We start from the raw sequence: 16,086 nt of genomic DNA, 5'->3' as shown, positions 1-16,086 counted from the left end.
ATGACGGTGAAGAAAATATTAATACAGGGCAAATACACTAACAAAGATGGCACTATTACTAAAGGTGGGCTTTTAGTAGCTATTATAAATGAGAATATTTATACTAGAGAAGGAGAAGCTACGCGTTAAGGAAAAACTGAAGGCTTTGATAACTCTATGAGTGGTGAAGAAGTCAAAAAAGCTTGGAATGATAGAAACTATAATTTAAAGCTAGATAAAAATAGTATAGTTCAAGGTGCGGGTATTGTCGATACAAATAATGAAAATATAGAATTTACACCTTTAATTGAAATAATGCAAAAAGAGCAAAAAGAATTAATAAAATACTTGCAGAAAAAACAAAAATTGATATCATAATTTAAATCACATTAAAAGGTAAAAAATATGAATACTATAAATTCGAGTTTAAGCATTTTTGGAATAAGTACAACAAATAACTGGAATTTTGGCGATAAAAATACCGCTCAAATTCCAAATGATAAAAACAAGTCAAATGTTGCAAATTTAGATGAACTTCTAAAATCTTACAAAGATTATTATGATGAACTTACGAAAGAAATTCCTATCGCTAAAGGCTCTATACAAGATCAGATTTTAAAGGGTGAATTAAGCCAAGAAGATTTTAAAGAAATTGAAGATTTTAAAGCAAAAAATAAAGCTTCGGTGCATTGGTTAGATGAAGACTTACAAAAAGAATATGTAAAAATTTATCACACAAGTATGAGTGTAGAAGAATTTAAACAAAAATGGTTAGATCTTTAAGCCAAACACGAAGCTAGATTTGGCGAAATTGCCGAGAAAAGCAGAAAAGATATTGAGCAAGAAATGCAAACTGCACAAGAACAATATAACAACCAAAAAGAACAAGAAACAAAAACTTTTAAACCTATACAAGCAGAAAGTAAAAGCGAAACTTACAAAGATGAAGTAAAAACAAATTTTTGGCAACAATTTTTAAAAGTTCAACAAGAAAATGGAATGGATGTTTTAGAAATCTTAGAAATACTGAATAAGCAAGGTATAGATATAAAGGCTTGAAAATGCAAAAATTTAATTATAAAAAGGATAAAAAATGTTAAATATTTTACATGAATTCAAGTCATCGTTTTCCATAAATGTATACCCAAGGAAGTTCATCAAATATATGATACTTTAAAGCTTATGGAATAGCAAGAATATACAAAAAAATTAGAAGCCAAAAAAGAAGAGAAACAAAGTAATACTACAAATGTGGATAAAGCAGATAATAAAAAAGATAAATTTTTTTAGATATATCTGTTTAATTTTAAAACAAAGCTTTATTTATAAGGAAGATTGGAGTAAATTTTTTATTTAAATTAAGAATTTTAAGATGCGATATTGAATTTAATGTCGTTATTTTGTGAGTTTTGTTGATAAGTTCTAGCGACAAAATTTTTAAAGTCTTTATCAAAATTTGAATTTTTATCGTTGTTTTTTGAATCTTTATCTGTTTTTTCTAAGCTATTTTCTGAATTTTTGTCATCTTTTTCTTTATTTTCTTCTTCTTTTTCTTTGGCTTCTTCGGCTTTAAGCTTCATTGCTTCAGCTCTTGCTTCAAATTCCATTTTTGTAGCATTTGCTGCAACTTTATAGTCTTGTGGGCTAGGATCAGCAGGAGCCATAGCTGCTGCTACGATTTGTCTTGCATTGGCTATAGTTTCTTCTGGTGTGTTTCCTTTTTGCATGCTGATAGGAACTTCACCCGCTGTAGCATACATTTGATTATCAGGGCCTCTTGTATAAGTAAAACTTGCAGCACCTGCTAAGCCGCCGCCCGCTGCTTGATGTGCAGCTTCATGAGCCTTTACATTTCTATCGATACTTTGGAGTTCGCGAACTTGAGCTACTTCTTTTTGGCTTAGCTCTACGCCATTAACCATTTGGGTTTGTTCACCATTTTTTTCTTTATCATCTTTATTTTCGCTAAGATTTTTTTCATCTTTTTGAGTGGAATCAGATTGATTTGTTTTATCAAAAGAAGGTTTGCTAGAGTAGTAATCATAAGAGTTATAACTTGAACTAATTTGCATTTATCCTCCTTTTTGTTTTTTAAATTTTAGGAATTTTAACGCATTTTGACTTAAAAATTTGATAAATTTTGTAAAATAATCATAAATACAATTTCAAAGGAATGTAATGATTTATGAAAATGATTTGATTTATATAGAGAAAGAGGAGGCTCAAGTGCCTTGGCTTAAAATTTTTACTAAAGAAATTTATAAAGAATTTAGCGATTGTCCTTTAGAGTTGCAAAAGGAACTTTTTGAAAAAATTTTACTTTGTGAAAAGGCTATGATAGAATTTTACAAACCTGAAAAAATCAATATCGCCTCTTTTGCAAATTATGTGCCAAGGGTGCATTTTCATGTTATGGCAAGATTTAAAGAAGATGCGTTTTTTCCAGAGTGTATGTGGGGAAAACAGCAAAGAGAAGTAATAAAGCTTGATTTGCCTAAATTTGAAGAATTTGTAAAATTTTTAAATAGTAAAATTTTTTAATTTTTATTAATGATTTATTATGTTTTATCTAATAAAATTTTTATATTGAAAATTACTATAAAAAAAGGAAAAAAATGAAAAAAGTTTTATTAAGTTCATTGGTTGCGGTGTCTTTGTTAAGCACAGGTTTGTTTGCTAAAGAATATACTTTAGATAAAGCACATACAGATGTAGGTTTTAAAATCAAACATTTACAAATTAGCAATGTAAAAGGAAATTTCAAAGATTATTCTGCGGTGATTGATTTTGATCCTGCGAGTGCTGAGTTTAAAAAGCTTGATGCAACTATAAAAATCGCATCTGTAAATACAGAAAATCAAACAAGAGATAATCACTTACAGCAAGATGATTTTTTCAAAGCAAAAAAATATCCTGATATGACTTTTACAATGAAAAAATATGAAAAAATCGATAATGAAAAAGGCAAAATGACAGGAACTTTAACTATAGCTGGAGTTTCTAAGGACATCGTTTTAGATGCTGAAATCGGTGGTGTAGCTAAAGGCAAAGATGGAAAAGAAAAAATAGGATTTTCTTTAAATGGAAAAATCAAACGCTCTGATTTTAAATTTGCAACAAGTACTTCAACTATTACTTTAAGTGATGATATTAATTTAAACATCGAAGTTGAAGCAAACGAAAAATAATTTTTTAGTCTAAGAGTCTTGCTCTTAGACTTTGTAAATTTTTATCCAAATTTTCTTCACTTTCTTGCCAAATCAATTTAAAATCTGGTTTAAAATTTTCATTTTCTAAATTAAATTCCGTGTTTTTCAAGGTGGATTCTAAAAAAGCAAGATGATTTAAAGCTTGATTTTTATCATTAAAAATTAAAATAAAATCATTGTCTACGATGAAAATTTTTGCTCTAAAGCGTTTTAAAATTTTTGCAATTTGTTTTAATATGAGTTTGGCATAGCTTTCTTTGGTATCTTTTAGTTCATTAAAATGAAGCAAGGCAATGATATAGTTGTTTTTTCCTTTTGTAAAGCGTGTAAGGCTTTTTTCATTGGGTAGCTTTGTTAAGGTTTCAAAAAAAGCTAACCTATAAGCGTAATTTAAAAGATAAAAACAAAAAACCAAGCTTGCAAATTCAAAATATCTTATTCCTGCTCCTTCTTGAAATAAAAACTGAAAATATGCAGCAAAAAATGCGATAATAAGATAATATTCTTTAGTTTTAAAGGTTTTGATAAAAACAAGCATTAATCCGACTAAAAAAAATAAAAACCCTAATTCACTTACAGGTTTAAAAAAATCTAATGCAATAAAATGAAATTCTAAACCAGCGCTATTAAAAGTAGTATTTCTAGGTAAAATGATGCTTAAAACGCCTATAAAAATAAGGGTTATAATTGAAGCAATATTTTTTTTATTTAAAATTAAAACATGATGTTTTCCAAGGCAAAATAGAGTAAAAATCATAGGTAAAAATAAAGCCACAAATAAATTAGCTTGAAAAAAACTTGTATAAAAATAAGGTAACTTAGCTCCTAATAATACTAAAGTCAAAAAGAAAATTTTTGAATTTTTAAAGTAAAAGGATAGCACAAGTGCTGAAATTTCAAAAATAAAGCTCAATGATATTAAAAAATCTAATAAAAACATTTCAAATCCTTGATTTTAATAAAAGTGATAATTGTATAGAAAAAAGCTTAAAAGCGGGTTTTATTTAAATTTAGCAATTTCATCTTGTATGGTTTGTTCTATATGAAGTAATTCTTCATGAGTTTTTTTGCTATTTTCTAAAAGTTCATCAAATTTAAAGCCAAGCATAACAATACGATATAAATTGGGTTTATATTTTCTCCAATTATATAAAGTGCTAACATCAATGTCTAGTTCATATGCCATATCACGCTTGCTCTTTTTTGTCATTTTTTACCTTAAAAATTTAGCCTTTAAAAGATTTTACATTAAAATTTCTTTATTAAAAACACTTGAAATATTCAATTTTTTATATAAAATATATTTAATATTTCAATATTAATTAAGTGATAGTGTGGAATAATTCGAGATATTTTTTAATTTTCAAGGAGAAATGTATGGATTTTAATTCAGTTCTTTCTAATATTGGTGATAAGTTACCAAGAGATGGTTTAGCAGCAATTACGCTAAAAGAAAAATTTGAACGCTTAAGCGAAGAAAGAAAAAAAGATGTGTTAAATCAACTTCCTATGCTTAAACTAAAAAGCCCTGCTTTGGTGTTTTGGGTAGGAACTTTTTTATTTGGCCCTTTTGGAGTAGGGCGTTTTATGATAGGTGATATGGTTTTAGGTTTTGTGCGTTTAGCATTTGTGATTATTCCAATAATTTTTAATATTGTTGCAAGTGAATCTTTGCAGAACATAGCATATATATTAGTGCTTATGAATTGGATAGTCAATTGGACTATTTGGTGGATTGTAGATATGTTTTTAGTAGGTAAAAAACTTCGCAAACAAAATTATGAAAAAATTGCAAATATCATACAGTGATGATTATTTTATTTTAAAACTAATGAAAGAATGGAGATGAAAATGAGTGAAAAATATACACCTTTTGAAGTAGAGCCTACTTTACTTTATGAGAAAGATACTTATAAAATTGTTGCAGGAAAAGCATACACAAATAAAGATGAAAAATTTTGCATAGGCTTAAAATCAAATGGTTTTCCAGTAAATTCTTATCTTATATTTCCTCCACAGCTTAACTTAGATTTATTAAAAAGTCTTTTAGGGGAAGATGGTGCTAAAAATGATGAAATCATAGAATTTATTAAAATAATAATGGAGAAATAATGAAAAATATTTTATTAAGCTTGATGTTGGTCTTTTTATTTGCAGGATGTTTTAATAATAAGCCAAAATGCGATGATGAAGATGTTAAGCTTACGCTAAAAAGTATTTTAGATGATGATGAATGGGTTTATGTTGAGTATGGTTTAAATGAACAATCCTTAAGGGCGTTAAGGATAAATTCCAATGGTATGGATATGAGGGATTTAGAGGCTGCATTATCTACTGATACGCTTGGAGTTTTAAGGGCGCATTTTAAACCTTTACTTGATTTGAAAGATTATGCTAATGAAGTGGTTTATACTTCTTTTGAAAGTTTTATAACCAAAGATAGCAAGGATAAAAAAACTAGTTTTTGTATGGCTAGTTTAAAATTTACTTATCCACAAATGCCTAATGAAATGCGAGAAAAATATTCAAGAGGTGCTTTAAAAGGAATTTTATTTGATGGAGGGGAATATGAAACTCAAATTTCTTATAGTGCTAGATTTAGCGATGATAAAAAGCAAGTTTTTGTAGAACTTTTGGATTATTAATTTATTTTGACAATGAAATTTTATTTTCATTGTCTATATAAAATTTGTACTCAATTAATTTCAAGTCTTTTTTTGATACAATTTCTTAAAAATTTTTATAAGTAAAAAATTTAAGGAAAATCATGGTTGAAGTAAAAAATCTTACTATGCGTTTTGCAAATCAGCTTTTATTTGAAAATGTGAATTTAAAGCTTGTTAGAGGACAAAGATATGGACTTATCGGTGCTAATGGTGCGGGAAAATCGACTTTTTTAAAAATTCTTTCAGGAGAAATTGAGTCAAGTAGTGGTGAAATAGTATTTGATGAAGGCTTGAAAATCGCAGTTTTAGGACAGGATCAATTTGCTTTTGAAAACTACACCATCAAAGATGCAGTGATGTGTGCAAATAAGCGTTTATATGAGGCCTTAAAAGAAAAAGAAAAGCTTTATATGAGCGAGGAATTTACCGATGAGATCAATGAACGCTTAGGTGAGCTTGAGATAATAACGGCCGAAGAAGATCCAAATTATGATTGTGAAACACGTTGTGAAAAAATTTTAAGTTCTTTAAAGATTAAAGATTTTGATGCTTTAATGAGCACCTTACAAAGTGCGGATAAATTTAAAGTCTTACTAGCTCAAGTTTTATTTTTGGGTGCGGATGTGCTTTTTTTAGATGAGCCTACAAATAACCTTGATTTAGAGGCGATTTCTTGGCTTGAAAATGAACTTTTAAGACATGAAGGGACTTTGGTTGTCATCTCTCATGATAGGCATTTTTTAAATAAAATTTGCACAAGAATTTTGGATGTGGATTTTAAACAAATTCGTGATTTTGCGGGAAATTATGATGATTGGTATATGGCTTCAACGCTTTTGGCAAAACAAGCTGAGCTTAAACGTGATAAAACCTTAAAAGAAAGAGAAGAATTAGAAAATTTCATTCGCCGTTTTAGCGCAAATGCTTCTAAGGCAAAACAAGCCACAAGCCGTGCTAAGGCACTTGAAAAACTAGAGCTTGAAGAGATTAAAATTTCAAGCCGTAGAGATCCTAGCATAGTTTTTAGAACCAATCGTGAAATAGGTAATGAAGTTTTAGAATTTAAAGGTATAGGCAAGGCTTATGATAAACAATTGTTTTCAAATTTGGAGCTAAAAATAGAAAAAAATGATAAAATCGCTTTGATTGGGGCAAATGGTGTGGGCAAAAGTACTTTGGCAAAAATCATCGCCCATGCTATAAATCCAGATAGTGGATCTATACATCTTGGGGCAACTATAGAGCTTGGATATTTTCCTCAAGATACAAGTAATTTAATTTGTGAAAATTTGAAACTTTACGAATGGCTTATGAGTGAAAAATTTAAAGATCTAGATGAAATCCGCAAGTGTTTAGGTAGAATGCTTTTTAGTGGCAGCGATCAAGAAAAAATGGCAGCAAGTTTAAGTGGGGGCGAAAAACATCGTTTAATGCTTTCTCGTTTGATGCTAGAGCGTCCAAATTTCTTGCTTTTAGACGAACCTGATAACCATTTAGATCTTGAAAGTATTATTGCATTAGGCGAAGCTTTGTATAATTTCAAGGGTGTAGTGCTTTGTATCAGTCACGATAGGGAGTTAGTTTCTGCTTTTGCTAATAGAATTTGGCATTTAGAAAATGGTAAGCTTACAGATTTTCGTGGAACTTATCAAGAATTTTTAGGAGAAAATGATGGCTAAATTTAGAATTCAATACAGCGCAGGTTTTGGGCATTATACACAAAATCACAAGGGTTTTGGGCCTACGATTTATATAGAAGAAGTGGTAGAGTTTGATAATGGCAAGGATTATTTTGACTATATAGATTTTTATAAAACTTATTCAAAGAGCGATGATACTTATTTTCATATCAGTTTTTTAGAAGATAGACCTCTAAGCGATAAAGAAATCACCATTCGCAATGAATACCGCAAAATGCGTGATGAAAACTGTAAAAAAGCCAAGGAGGAATTTATAGCCAACAATGAGCTTGATGTGGAGCATTTGCCTACTCATCATGATTAAAAAACATTGATCTTACATAAAAAGGAACGCTTTTTGCTTGTATAGTTTTTGCATATTTTGAAAGGAGAAAACTATGCAGGTAAATTATAGAACGATTAGCTCGTATGAATACGATGCTATTAGTGGTCAGTATAAACAGGTGGATAAACAGATTGAAGATTATTCTTCATCTGGAGATTCTGATTTTATGGATATGTTAAATAAGGCGGATGAGAAGTCAAGCGGAGATGCTTTAAATTCTAGCAGTAGTTTTCAAAGCAATGCGCAAAACTCAAATTCAAATTTAAGTAATTATGCTCAAATGTCAAATGTTTACGCTTATCGTTTTAGACAAAATGAAGGCGAGTTGTCTATGAGAGCTCAAAGTGCTAGCGTTCATAATGATCTTACACAACAAGGTGCAAATGAACAAAGTAAGAATAATACTTTGTTAAATGATTTATTGAGCGCAATTTAATCAAAAGCTCCATTTTGGAGCTTTTATATTTACTTGCAAGAATTTATAATTTCTCTATTTCAAAAGGTGCAAAATTTTTACAAAAAATTTCAAATTCTTGCTCCTCTTTTTCATTTAATTTGATATGTAATATAGCTTTGCAATCCTTAAAATCTTTTGTGAAATTAAAAGAATAAGTTTTTAAAAAATGTTCAAAACGATTTAAATTTTTTAAATCAATAGCAATGGTTGTATTTTTTTTCAATTCGAATGAAAGTAAAGAAGAATTATTGATCACGGCATTTGCCACATCGCTATAAGCTCTTACAAGTCCCCCTGTACCAAGTTTTATACCGCCAAAATATCTTACAGTGATTAAAGCCGCATTGATAAGATCATACCCCCTTAGAACATTTAAAGTTGGCATTCCAGAAGTTCCTTTAGGCTCTCCATCATCACTTTTATCTTCTACAATTTGATTAAAATCATTTAAAACACGATAAGCATAGACAAAATGAACAGCTTTTGGATGCTCTTTTTTTAGTGTTTCTATTAAAAATTTAAAATCTTTAAAAGGGCAAAGAAAAGATAAGAAAGTAGATTTTTTAATATCGATTTGTGTTTGAAAAATTTGATCAATAGTTTGCATTTTTGCCTTTTTTGTTTAAAATTATACTTATAAAAACTAAAATCAATTTGAGTCTTAGGGGTTATAATATGCTAAAAAAAATCAAAAAATTTCGAGTGATAGAATTTATGATTTTATTTTCAAATCTATTAAAGATGGAAAATTAAAACCTAATGATAGAGTTAAAGAACAAGATTTGGTAGAGCAATCAGGACTTAGCAGAACTTCTATAAGAGAAGCTTTGGGATTGTTGCAAAATGGTGGAATTTTGGTGCAAGATGGTAAAAATGGACTTATTGTTGCAGGACTTGATTTGATTTCTATTACGAAGCTTTATGAGATCAGGGAATTATTAGAGGGTGAAGTTGCTAAACTTGCGACATTACACGCTTCTATGACCGAAATTGAAATTTTGGTCAATATTTTAAAAGTTCAAAAAAATATTAAAGAGCTTAATGAACTTAGGGCTAGTAATATTTTATTTCATCAGACTTTGTATCGTTGCTCAGGAAATCATTATCTTTTTAAAATTATGGAAAATTTGGATCGTTCTTTATTGCTTCTTGGTGATGGTACTTTAGCCAAGGAAAAACGTCCTAAAGAAGCTTACGAGGAGCATTTAGCTGTTGTTAATGCTATTAAAGAGAGAAATGCTTTAGAGGCAGAAAGATTAGCAAAATTTCATATTTAACAAGCTTGTAAAATTCGTTTAGATAATATACTTAAAAAATAATTTACTATTCTTAATTTTTAAATCTACTTAATTAAAAATACATAGATATTGACACTTGCAATCCAAATAAAAAATATTAATTTTTTATTTCAACTTTATGTGTAGTTTTGTAATTTAAAAAATACTTTTGAATACAAAAAATATTTTAGGACTAAAAAATTCCTAAAACTAGTTTATAATGAAAATAAAAAAGGAGGTTATATGGCAAGAAGGTGTAAGGGTGATGCTAAAACCATTTTTAGCGTTGCTAGCGGTAATTTTTTAGAAATGTATGATTTTGCGGTTTATGGTTTTTATGCTGGATTTATTGCTAAAGTGTTTTTTCCTGCTCAAAATGAATTTATTTCTTTGATGCAAAGTTTTATGGCCTTTGGAGTTGGCTTTTTAATGCGTCCTATCGGAGCTATAGTTCTTGGATCTTATATGGATAAGCATGGTAGAAAGAAAGGTCTTGTTGTAACTTTAGGCATTATGGCTTTTGGAAGTTTAACCATAGCCTGTTGTCCTGGCTATGAAAGTATAGGCATTTTAGCTCCTATTATTGTGGTAATTGGAAGGCTTTTGCAAGGTTTTAGTGCTGGAGCTGAAATAGGTGGAGCAAGTATTTATTTAGCAGAAATTGCACCAAAAAACTTACGCGGTTTTTATGTTTCTTGGCAAAGTGGATCTCAGCAAATTGCTACCATATTTGCGGGTGCTTTGGGTATACTTTTGCATTATCTTATAGGTGATGTTATTATGCAAGCTTGGGGCTGGAGAATCCCTTTTATCGTTGGATGTTTGGTTGTACCTTATATTTTTTACATAAGAAGAACTTTGGATGAAACACCTGAATTTAAGGCTAAAATTCACCAAGCCCCAAAAACCTTTGGAGCTATTTTCAAAAGCATTAGAGAAAATATACCTATAGTGATTTTTGGAATCATGTTTGTAATGATGACAACAGTAACTTTTTATTTTATCACTTCTTACACTCCAACTTTTGCCAATAAAGTTTTGCATTTTAGTAAATTAGAAAGCTTTATGATTACTGCTATTATAGGACTTAGCAATACTTTTTGGTTGCCATTTTCTGGCTTTCTTGGAGATAAAATAGGAAGAAAGCCTATTTTATTAACCATGACTTTTTTAGGTGTTGTCAGTGCTTATCCTATGTTAAATTTTTTAACAAATAATATTTCTTTTGCCAATTTGGTTTTAGTGGAATTATGGTTTAGTTTTATTTTTGGTGCTTATAATGGGGCTATGGTGGTTTCTTTATCAGAAATCATGCCTAAAAATGTAAAAGCTTTGGGTTTTTCTTTTTCTTATTCTATAGCGGTGGCAATTTTTGGAGGATTTACCCCTGCTGTTTCGACTTATTTGATAGAAAAAACTAGCAATCCTGCCTCTCCTGCATTTTGGCTTACCTTTGCAGCCATTTGTTCTTTTGTGGCTTCTTTGATTATTTTTAAAAAAGGTGGAATTTATGAAAGACAACAAAAAGGAGAATGAAATGGAAATTGATATAGTGGTTATAGGCGGGGGCAATGCAGCTCTTTGTGCAGCTATAGCAGCAGCTAGTAAAAAAGAAAATATAAAAATAGCACTTTTAGAAAGTTCTCCAAAAGAATGGAGAGGAGGAAATTCTCAACACACTAGAAATTTGCGTTCTATGCACGATGAGCCTACGGATGTCTTGACTCAAAGTTATAGCGAGGATGAGTTTTTTGAAGATGTTTTTAAGGTGACTAAGGGGCAAACTAATGAAGAATACGCTCGTTTTGTCATTTCTCGTACTCCAAAGGCGGTAGAGTTTGCTAAAAAATATGGAGTGCGTTTTCAACCTTCCATGCGAGGAACTTTGCACTTAGGACGCACAAATGCTTTTTTCTTAGGGGGTGGAAAATCTTTAGTCAATGCTTATTTTAATGCGGCAAAAAATTTAGAGGTTGAAATTTTTTATGAATTTGAAGCTTTGGATTTGATGGTAGAAAATGGATGCTGTAAGGAAATTTTGGTTTTGGATAAAAAACAAAATCAAGAAGTGAAAATTAAAACCAAGGCTGTGATCGTTGCAAGCGGGGGATTTGAGTCAAATTTGGAATGGCTTGAAGAAGCTTGGGGACAAAGGGCTAAAAATTTTATCATCCGTGGAACTCGTTTTAATCAAGGTAAGATGCTAAAGGCTTTAGAGAAAAATCACGCACAAATTATAGGCGATCCCACTCAAGGGCATATGGTTGCTATTGATGCAAGGACTCCAAAATATGATGGAGGCATAGCTTCAAGGGTGGATTGTGTGTCTTTGGGTATAGTGGTAAATAAAAAGGCACAAAGATTTTATGATGAGGGTGAGGATTTTTGGCCAAAGCGTTATGCAATTTGGGGGCGTTTGGTGGCAAATGAAGAGGATCAAATCGCTTATTCTATCACTGATTCTAAGGTGCAAAAATGCTACATGCCTTCACTTTTTGAACCCATAGTGGCCAATTCTATTGAAGAATTAGCCTCTAAAATGAACTTAGATCCAAAGGCTTTAAAGATGACTTTAGATGAATACAATCAAAGTGTTGTAGAAGGAGAATTTGATCACACTATACAGGATAATTGTCACACTCAAGGTTTAAAGATAGAAAAAACACATTGGGCTTTGAAAATAGATACTCCACCTTTTTATTGCTATCCTTTGCGTCCAGGTGTGACTTTTACCTACATGGGTGTGAAGGTGGATAAAAATGCAAGGGTATATCAAGAAAATGGAGAACTTTTTAAAAATATATTTGCAGCTGGTGAAATCATGGCAGGAAATATTTTAACCCAAGGCTATGTTGCAGGTTTTGGTATGAGTATAGGAAGCGTTTTTGGGCGTTTGGCTGGAGAAAATGCACTTGAGTTAGTAAAGGATATGAAATGAAAATTACAAAAATTTATGAAGAAGCACGAAAATCTTGCATTATATGCAATTCTTGTCGTTATTGTGAGGGGCTTTGTGCGGTGTTTCCAGCTATGGAAAAAAAGCGTGAATTTTCTTTAAAGGATATGGATTATTTGGCTAATTTATGCCACCAATGTTCTGAATGTTTTTATGATTGTCAATACGCCCAGCCACATGAATTTAATGTTTTGATTCCTAAACAATTTGCAGCTCTTAGGCAATACAGTTATGAAAAATACGCTTTTCCTAATTTTTTAGGCTTAGCTTTTAGGAAAAATGCGGTTTTAACCAGTATAGTTTTAATCCTTTGTTTATTTTTTGGATTTTGGAGCGCGAGTGCTTATGAGGGTGAAGATGTTAAAGGGAATTTTTTTGCTATTGTTTCTTATGATTATATGGTGAGTATTTTTGTTACGGTTTCACTTTTGGTGCTTTTAGCCCTTGTGGGCAGTGTGGCAAAATTCTATCATGCTATAGAAATAAAAAATCTCAATTTTACTGTTTTCATAAAAAGTTTAAAAGATGCTTTAAGCCTTAAATATCTAGGCGGACATAAAAATGAGGGTTGTACTTATCCTAATGAAAAGCGTTCTAATATAAGAAAAATATTTCATCATTTTACCGCTTATGGTTTTTTATTTTGTTTTATAGCGACTTCTTTAGGGGCTTTTTATCATCATTTTTTAAATTTAGTAGCCCCTTATGATTTTACCCAACTTCCTAAAATTTTTGGAAGCTTAGGAGGGATTATGCTTTGCATAGGAACTTTGGGACTTTTTGTTTTAAAAAGCGTAGCGGATAAAAACATAGTAGATAGTCAAAGTATGGACATGGATTATGTTTTTATTTTCATGCTTTTTTTAGTAAGTTTTACAGGGCTTTTACTCATGCTTTTAAAGCAAAGTTCTTTTTTGCCTTATATACTTTGGTTTCATTTAAGTTGTGTTTTGGCTTTTTTTATTATGATGCCTTATTCTAAATTTGTGCATATGTTTTATCGCTTTGTCGCACTTTTAAAATATAATAGCGAGGAAGAAATATGATATAATAATGCCTGTGTTTAAGGCATTATTTAAATTATTTTAAAAACAAAATTATTTTTTTATAAAACCAAAATCTTTTATTGATAAATTTATGATTGTCTTTGATAAGATAAAGAAATTTAAGCGAAAGTGTTCGTGTATATAAAAAAGTTAGCACAAAGAATCAAGATTAAGATATGGAGAATTACTTCAAGATATGAGTTAAACAGATGGAGATTTGCTTATTTACAAGATAAATAGTATTTTTTGGTAGTTAGTATTGCTTTATTTTTCTTATCCTATTTTAAGATATAGTAAGTACTCGTATTTATTTTTCTATTGTATTTTTGTTTGCCTTGACTGGTTTAAAATTTTTTCAGTATTTATTAGTATTTATTTTTTATCATTTGATTTGCTTTTTAATATTTATTTTGGTTGATATTTTAAGTTTAATTTTGTAAAATTTTCATTATGGAAAAAATCAAAAATTATAAACTTATCATCATTTTACTTAGTCTTGATTTGTTGGCTTTGCTTTATGGAATTTCAACACTGAGTATTAGTGCTGATGAAGCTGATATTTATTTTGATGAGCAGGGTAAATCGCTTATTTTTTCCCATAGTTTGCTTTATTATATATCTCATTTTGGAACTTTTATTTTTGGGCAAAATGATTTTGGTTTAAGGCTTCCTTTTTTATTTTTTCATTTTTTAAGTTGTTTACTTTTGTATTTACTAGCTTTAAAATATACTAAAACTAAAATCGATGCTTTTTTTTCTTTATTGTTATTTGTTTTATTGCCGGGTACTGTTGCAAGTGCTTTACTGGTTAATGCCGCATCTTTGGTGATTTTTTTAACCCTTGCTATATTATGTGCTTACGAATATGAAAAAAAATGGCTTTTTTATATATTATTGATTATAGTATTATTTGTTGATAAATCTTTTAATATTTTATTTTTAACTTTTTTCTTTTTTGGGATTTATAAAAGAAACGCTATTTTATTTACCTTATCTCTTATTTTGTTTGGAGCGAGTATCAGTTTTTATGGTTTTGATACAGGTGGTCGCCCAAGAGGTTATTTTTTAGATACTTTAGGAATTTTTGCTGCATGTTTTTCTCCTTTGGTTTTTGTGTATTTTTTTTACACTATTTATCGTTTGACTTTTCAGAAATATAAAAATTTATTATGGTTTTTAATGAGCGTAACATTTGTATTTTGTTTGTTGCTTTCTTTAAGACAAAAACTTTTTTTAGATGATTTTTTACCTTTTTGTGTTATTTGTACTCCTTTGCTTATAAAAACTTTAATGCAAAGTTATAGAGTGAGATTGCCAGTTTTTCGATTAAGGTATAAAATCTTTATAGAATGTTCTATAATTTTTTTAATATTTTGTTACTTTTTAATCGTCGCTAATCAATTATTGTATTATTTTATAAACAATCCAAATCGTCATTTTGCCAATAATTATCATTTTGCTAAAGAATTGGCGCTAGAATTAAAAAAACAAGATGTTTTAGAGCTTGCAACAGCCCCAAGTTTGCAAAAAAGATTGCGATTCTATGGAATAAAAAATAGCAATAAGTTTTATTTAAAAGCTTTAAAACAAGCCGATAAGCATAATATGGACAAAAAAATTGTTAAGGTAAAACTTGGAAAATATGAAAAAGTATATCAGATTTTAAACTATGATTAAAGCTTTTAATTTGTTAGAATTTGTGTTTATAATTCTCATTTTGGGTATAGTTTTTAATTTAGGCAGTCTTTACTTAAAAAAAAGACAATCTACTAGAAGGTGCAATACAAATTCTTAATGATATTCAATACACCCAAAGTTTAGCCATGATACAAGAAAGTATAAGAGTTGATGAGTTGACTATCGCAAAAAAAGAGTGGTTTAAAAGTAAGTGGCAGATTTATTTTATAAAATCAGCTGCCACAGGTTATGATCAAACATATACTATTTTCTTGGATAAAAATGGCGATGGAAATGCTAATTTAGGTAAAACTGAAATCAATATAGATAGAGAAATTGCTGTTGATGTAATCAATCATAACAAATTAATGAATTCAGGTCAAAGTGGAGTTATTAGTAAAGATGATGAAAAAACTACACAAAGATTTAATCTTACAAAAAGATTCGGAATAGAAAAGGTTGAATTCAAAGGATCTTGTTCAGGATTTACTAGATTAGTATTTGATGAAATGGGCAGAGTGTATTCTCCGTTAAAAAATGCCAATTATGCATATGAAAAAACTTTAGCAAAGAATAATTCAGATTGCATTATACGTTTGTTATCAAAAAAGCATACTCTTTGTATCGTTGTAGATACGCTTAGCGGTTATGCTTATATTCCAGATTTTAAAACACTTAAAAGTCAATTTGTTAATATAAAAAATAAAAATTACGAGTGCTCTAAAATATAGCCCCCATTTTTCAACCCACCAAATACTTATATAAATACTTACACAAATATTTATACTATTTAA

At 29.6% G+C, this 16,086-nt stretch carries 21 protein-coding genes and 1 pseudogene; 18 read left to right on the top strand and 4 right to left on the bottom strand.

All coding sequences use genetic code 11. The features are described 5' to 3' along the window. Positions 1 to 6 precede the first annotated feature (6 nt). The 4 genes from AJ881_RS09540 to AJ881_RS02970 all read left to right on the top strand — a co-directional run bounded on the left by AJ881_RS09540 (position 7) and on the right by AJ881_RS02970 (position 1,038). Positions 7 to 129: a hypothetical protein gene (locus AJ881_RS09540; RefSeq protein WP_261660188.1), complete on the top strand. Its 123-nt coding sequence runs from the start codon at positions 7 to 9 to the stop codon at positions 127 to 129. Positions 130 to 156: 27 nt separating this feature from the next. Next, entirely contained in the window at positions 157 to 357 is a 201-nt protein-coding gene (locus AJ881_RS02980) for a hypothetical protein (RefSeq protein WP_070283024.1), read from the top strand. Between the two features lie 27 nt (positions 358 to 384). After that, entirely contained in the window at positions 385 to 762 is a 378-nt protein-coding gene (locus tag AJ881_RS02975; RefSeq protein WP_070283026.1) for a hypothetical protein, read from the top strand. A gap of 63 nt (positions 763 to 825) precedes the next feature. Beyond that, entirely contained in the window at positions 826 to 1,038 is a 213-nt protein-coding gene (locus AJ881_RS02970; RefSeq protein ID WP_070283027.1) for a hypothetical protein, read from the top strand. Positions 1,039 to 1,346: 308 nt separating this feature from the next. On the opposite strand, the gene AJ881_RS02965 is transcribed toward AJ881_RS02970, so the two are convergent. Continuing rightward, entirely contained in the window at positions 1,347 to 2,051 is a 705-nt protein-coding gene (locus AJ881_RS02965; protein ID WP_070283029.1) for a putative metalloprotease CJM1_0395 family protein, read from the bottom strand. A 106-nt stretch (positions 2,052 to 2,157) separates the two neighbouring features. Here AJ881_RS02965 and AJ881_RS02960 point away from each other — a divergent pair, with 106 nt between their 5' ends. Next, positions 2,158 to 2,520, top strand: coding sequence for an HIT family protein (locus AJ881_RS02960; RefSeq protein WP_002928747.1), 363 nt, complete (start codon positions 2,158 to 2,160; stop codon positions 2,518 to 2,520). Between the two features lie 74 nt (positions 2,521 to 2,594). After that, a complete protein-coding gene (locus AJ881_RS02955; protein WP_002868710.1) occupies positions 2,595 to 3,167 on the top strand; it encodes a YceI family protein in 573 nt (190 codons plus the stop codon). Positions 3,168 to 3,171: 4 nt separating this feature from the next. Here the strand turns inward: AJ881_RS02955 and AJ881_RS02950 are convergent, their stop codons facing one another. Then, the gene (locus tag AJ881_RS02950; RefSeq protein WP_070283031.1) at positions 3,172 to 4,128 is read right to left on the bottom strand and encodes a hypothetical protein; all 957 of its coding nucleotides are present in this window, start codon (positions 4,126 to 4,128) and stop codon (positions 3,172 to 3,174) included. 60 nt (positions 4,129 to 4,188) lie between these two features. After that, complete coding sequence (locus AJ881_RS02945) at positions 4,189 to 4,398, bottom strand: transcriptional regulator (protein WP_002778401.1); 210 nt, start codon at positions 4,396 to 4,398, stop codon at positions 4,189 to 4,191. A 167-nt stretch (positions 4,399 to 4,565) separates the two neighbouring features. On the opposite strand from AJ881_RS02945, the gene AJ881_RS02940 reads away from it, so the two are divergent. The 6 genes from AJ881_RS02940 (at position 4,566) to AJ881_RS02915 (ending at position 8,315) form a co-directional block, all read left to right on the top strand. Continuing rightward, a complete protein-coding gene (locus tag AJ881_RS02940) occupies positions 4,566 to 4,997 on the top strand; it encodes a hypothetical protein (RefSeq protein WP_070240059.1) in 432 nt (143 codons plus the stop codon). Positions 4,998 to 5,039: 42 nt separating this feature from the next. After that, positions 5,040 to 5,300, top strand: a complete 261-nt coding sequence (locus AJ881_RS02935) for a hypothetical protein (RefSeq protein ID WP_052800315.1) — start codon at positions 5,040 to 5,042, stop codon at positions 5,298 to 5,300. Next, positions 5,300 to 5,833: a hypothetical protein gene (locus AJ881_RS02930; protein ID WP_002861172.1), complete on the top strand. Its 534-nt coding sequence runs from the start codon at positions 5,300 to 5,302 to the stop codon at positions 5,831 to 5,833. Before AJ881_RS02935 ends, AJ881_RS02930 begins: the two co-directional genes overlap by 1 nt. A gap of 122 nt (positions 5,834 to 5,955) precedes the next feature. Then, positions 5,956 to 7,533 carry an ABC-F family ATP-binding cassette domain-containing protein gene (locus AJ881_RS02925; protein WP_070240062.1) on the top strand — a complete coding sequence of 526 codons (1,578 nt, stop codon included), beginning with the start codon at positions 5,956 to 5,958 and terminating at the stop codon, positions 7,531 to 7,533. Next, positions 7,523 to 7,858 (top strand): hypothetical protein, encoded by a 336-nt coding sequence (locus AJ881_RS02920; protein ID WP_002859498.1) that lies wholly within the window; start codon positions 7,523 to 7,525, stop codon positions 7,856 to 7,858. Before AJ881_RS02925 ends, AJ881_RS02920 begins: the two co-directional genes overlap by 11 nt. A gap of 73 nt (positions 7,859 to 7,931) precedes the next feature. Beyond that, a complete protein-coding gene (locus AJ881_RS02915) occupies positions 7,932 to 8,315 on the top strand; it encodes a hypothetical protein (protein ID WP_070240064.1) in 384 nt (127 codons plus the stop codon). A gap of 43 nt (positions 8,316 to 8,358) precedes the next feature. On the opposite strand, the gene AJ881_RS02910 is transcribed toward AJ881_RS02915, so the two are convergent. Next, positions 8,359 to 8,943 carry an IMPACT family protein gene (locus AJ881_RS02910; protein ID WP_070240066.1) on the bottom strand — a complete coding sequence of 195 codons (585 nt, stop codon included), beginning with the start codon at positions 8,941 to 8,943 and terminating at the stop codon, positions 8,359 to 8,361. A gap of 88 nt (positions 8,944 to 9,031) precedes the next feature. Here AJ881_RS02910 and AJ881_RS02905 point away from each other — a divergent pair, with 88 nt between their 5' ends. From AJ881_RS02905 to AJ881_RS02880, 6 genes and pseudogenes are all read left to right on the top strand, one after another. Then, the gene (locus AJ881_RS02905) at positions 9,032 to 9,613 is read left to right on the top strand and encodes a GntR family transcriptional regulator (protein WP_070243257.1); all 582 of its coding nucleotides are present in this window, start codon (positions 9,032 to 9,034) and stop codon (positions 9,611 to 9,613) included. Positions 9,614 to 9,856: 243 nt separating this feature from the next. After that, positions 9,857 to 11,149 carry an MFS transporter gene (locus tag AJ881_RS02900; RefSeq protein WP_070283033.1) on the top strand — a complete coding sequence of 431 codons (1,293 nt, stop codon included), beginning with the start codon at positions 9,857 to 9,859 and terminating at the stop codon, positions 11,147 to 11,149. Further along, positions 11,124 to 12,551: an FAD-dependent tricarballylate dehydrogenase TcuA gene (gene tcuA, locus AJ881_RS02895; RefSeq protein WP_284675445.1), complete on the top strand. Its 1,428-nt coding sequence runs from the start codon at positions 11,124 to 11,126 to the stop codon at positions 12,549 to 12,551. The genes AJ881_RS02900 and tcuA overlap by 26 nt, the downstream gene beginning before the upstream one ends. Beyond that, on the top strand, positions 12,548 to 13,615 hold the full coding sequence (gene tcuB, locus AJ881_RS02890; RefSeq protein ID WP_002870430.1) for a tricarballylate utilization 4Fe-4S protein TcuB: 1,068 nt from the start codon (positions 12,548 to 12,550) through the stop codon (positions 13,613 to 13,615). Before tcuA ends, tcuB begins: the two co-directional genes overlap by 4 nt. Before the next feature lie 450 nt (positions 13,616 to 14,065). Next, positions 14,066 to 15,292 carry a hypothetical protein gene (locus tag AJ881_RS02885; RefSeq protein ID WP_070283037.1) on the top strand — a complete coding sequence of 409 codons (1,227 nt, stop codon included), beginning with the start codon at positions 14,066 to 14,068 and terminating at the stop codon, positions 15,290 to 15,292. Continuing rightward, positions 15,285 to 16,023, top strand: a pseudogene (locus tag AJ881_RS02880) (ATP-binding protein). Before AJ881_RS02885 ends, AJ881_RS02880 begins: the two are co-directional and overlap by 8 nt. Positions 16,024 to 16,086 lie beyond the last annotated feature (63 nt).

This window comes from Campylobacter sp. BCW_6460 (genome assembly GCF_001762705.1).
GTDB classification, from domain to species: domain Bacteria; phylum Campylobacterota; class Campylobacteria; order Campylobacterales; family Campylobacteraceae; genus Campylobacter_D; species Campylobacter_D jejuni.
Note: the sequence above shows the minus strand (reverse complement) of the source record. Positions and strands in the feature narration are given on the sequence as shown.

What these genes read in the sequence shown, in the direction of transcription:
- AJ881_RS02980 (WP_070283024.1), top strand. Translation starts at nt 157, where the DNA reads ATGAGTGGTGAAGAAGTCAAAAAAGCTTGGAATGATAGAAACTATAAT.
- AJ881_RS02975 (WP_070283026.1), top strand. Translation starts at nt 385, where the DNA reads ATGAATACTATAAATTCGAGTTTAAGCATTTTTGGAATAAGTACAACA.
- AJ881_RS02970 (WP_070283027.1), top strand. Translation starts at nt 826, where the DNA reads ATGCAAACTGCACAAGAACAATATAACAACCAAAAAGAACAAGAAACA.
- AJ881_RS02965 (WP_070283029.1), bottom strand. Translation starts at nt 2,051, where the DNA reads ATGCAAATTAGTTCAAGTTATAACTCTTATGATTACTACTCTAGCAAA.
- AJ881_RS02960 (WP_002928747.1), top strand. Translation starts at nt 2,158, where the DNA reads ATGATTTATGAAAATGATTTGATTTATATAGAGAAAGAGGAGGCTCAA.
- AJ881_RS02955 (WP_002868710.1), top strand. Translation starts at nt 2,595, where the DNA reads ATGAAAAAAGTTTTATTAAGTTCATTGGTTGCGGTGTCTTTGTTAAGC.
- AJ881_RS02950 (WP_070283031.1), bottom strand. Translation starts at nt 4,128, where the DNA reads ATGTTTTTATTAGATTTTTTAATATCATTGAGCTTTATTTTTGAAATT.
- AJ881_RS02945 (WP_002778401.1), bottom strand. Translation starts at nt 4,398, where the DNA reads ATGACAAAAAAGAGCAAGCGTGATATGGCATATGAACTAGACATTGAT.
- AJ881_RS02940 (WP_070240059.1), top strand. Translation starts at nt 4,566, where the DNA reads ATGGATTTTAATTCAGTTCTTTCTAATATTGGTGATAAGTTACCAAGA.
- AJ881_RS02935 (WP_052800315.1), top strand. Translation starts at nt 5,040, where the DNA reads ATGAGTGAAAAATATACACCTTTTGAAGTAGAGCCTACTTTACTTTAT.
- AJ881_RS02930 (WP_002861172.1), top strand. Translation starts at nt 5,300, where the DNA reads ATGAAAAATATTTTATTAAGCTTGATGTTGGTCTTTTTATTTGCAGGA.
- AJ881_RS02925 (WP_070240062.1), top strand. Translation starts at nt 5,956, where the DNA reads ATGGTTGAAGTAAAAAATCTTACTATGCGTTTTGCAAATCAGCTTTTA.
- AJ881_RS02920 (WP_002859498.1), top strand. Translation starts at nt 7,523, where the DNA reads ATGATGGCTAAATTTAGAATTCAATACAGCGCAGGTTTTGGGCATTAT.
- AJ881_RS02915 (WP_070240064.1), top strand. Translation starts at nt 7,932, where the DNA reads ATGCAGGTAAATTATAGAACGATTAGCTCGTATGAATACGATGCTATT.
- AJ881_RS02910 (WP_070240066.1), bottom strand. Translation starts at nt 8,943, where the DNA reads ATGCAAACTATTGATCAAATTTTTCAAACACAAATCGATATTAAAAAA.
- AJ881_RS02900 (WP_070283033.1), top strand. Translation starts at nt 9,857, where the DNA reads ATGGCAAGAAGGTGTAAGGGTGATGCTAAAACCATTTTTAGCGTTGCT.
- tcuA (WP_284675445.1), top strand. Translation starts at nt 11,124, where the DNA reads ATGAAAGACAACAAAAAGGAGAATGAAATGGAAATTGATATAGTGGTT.
- tcuB (WP_002870430.1), top strand. Translation starts at nt 12,548, where the DNA reads ATGAAAATTACAAAAATTTATGAAGAAGCACGAAAATCTTGCATTATA.
- AJ881_RS02885 (WP_070283037.1), top strand. Translation starts at nt 14,066, where the DNA reads ATGGAAAAAATCAAAAATTATAAACTTATCATCATTTTACTTAGTCTT.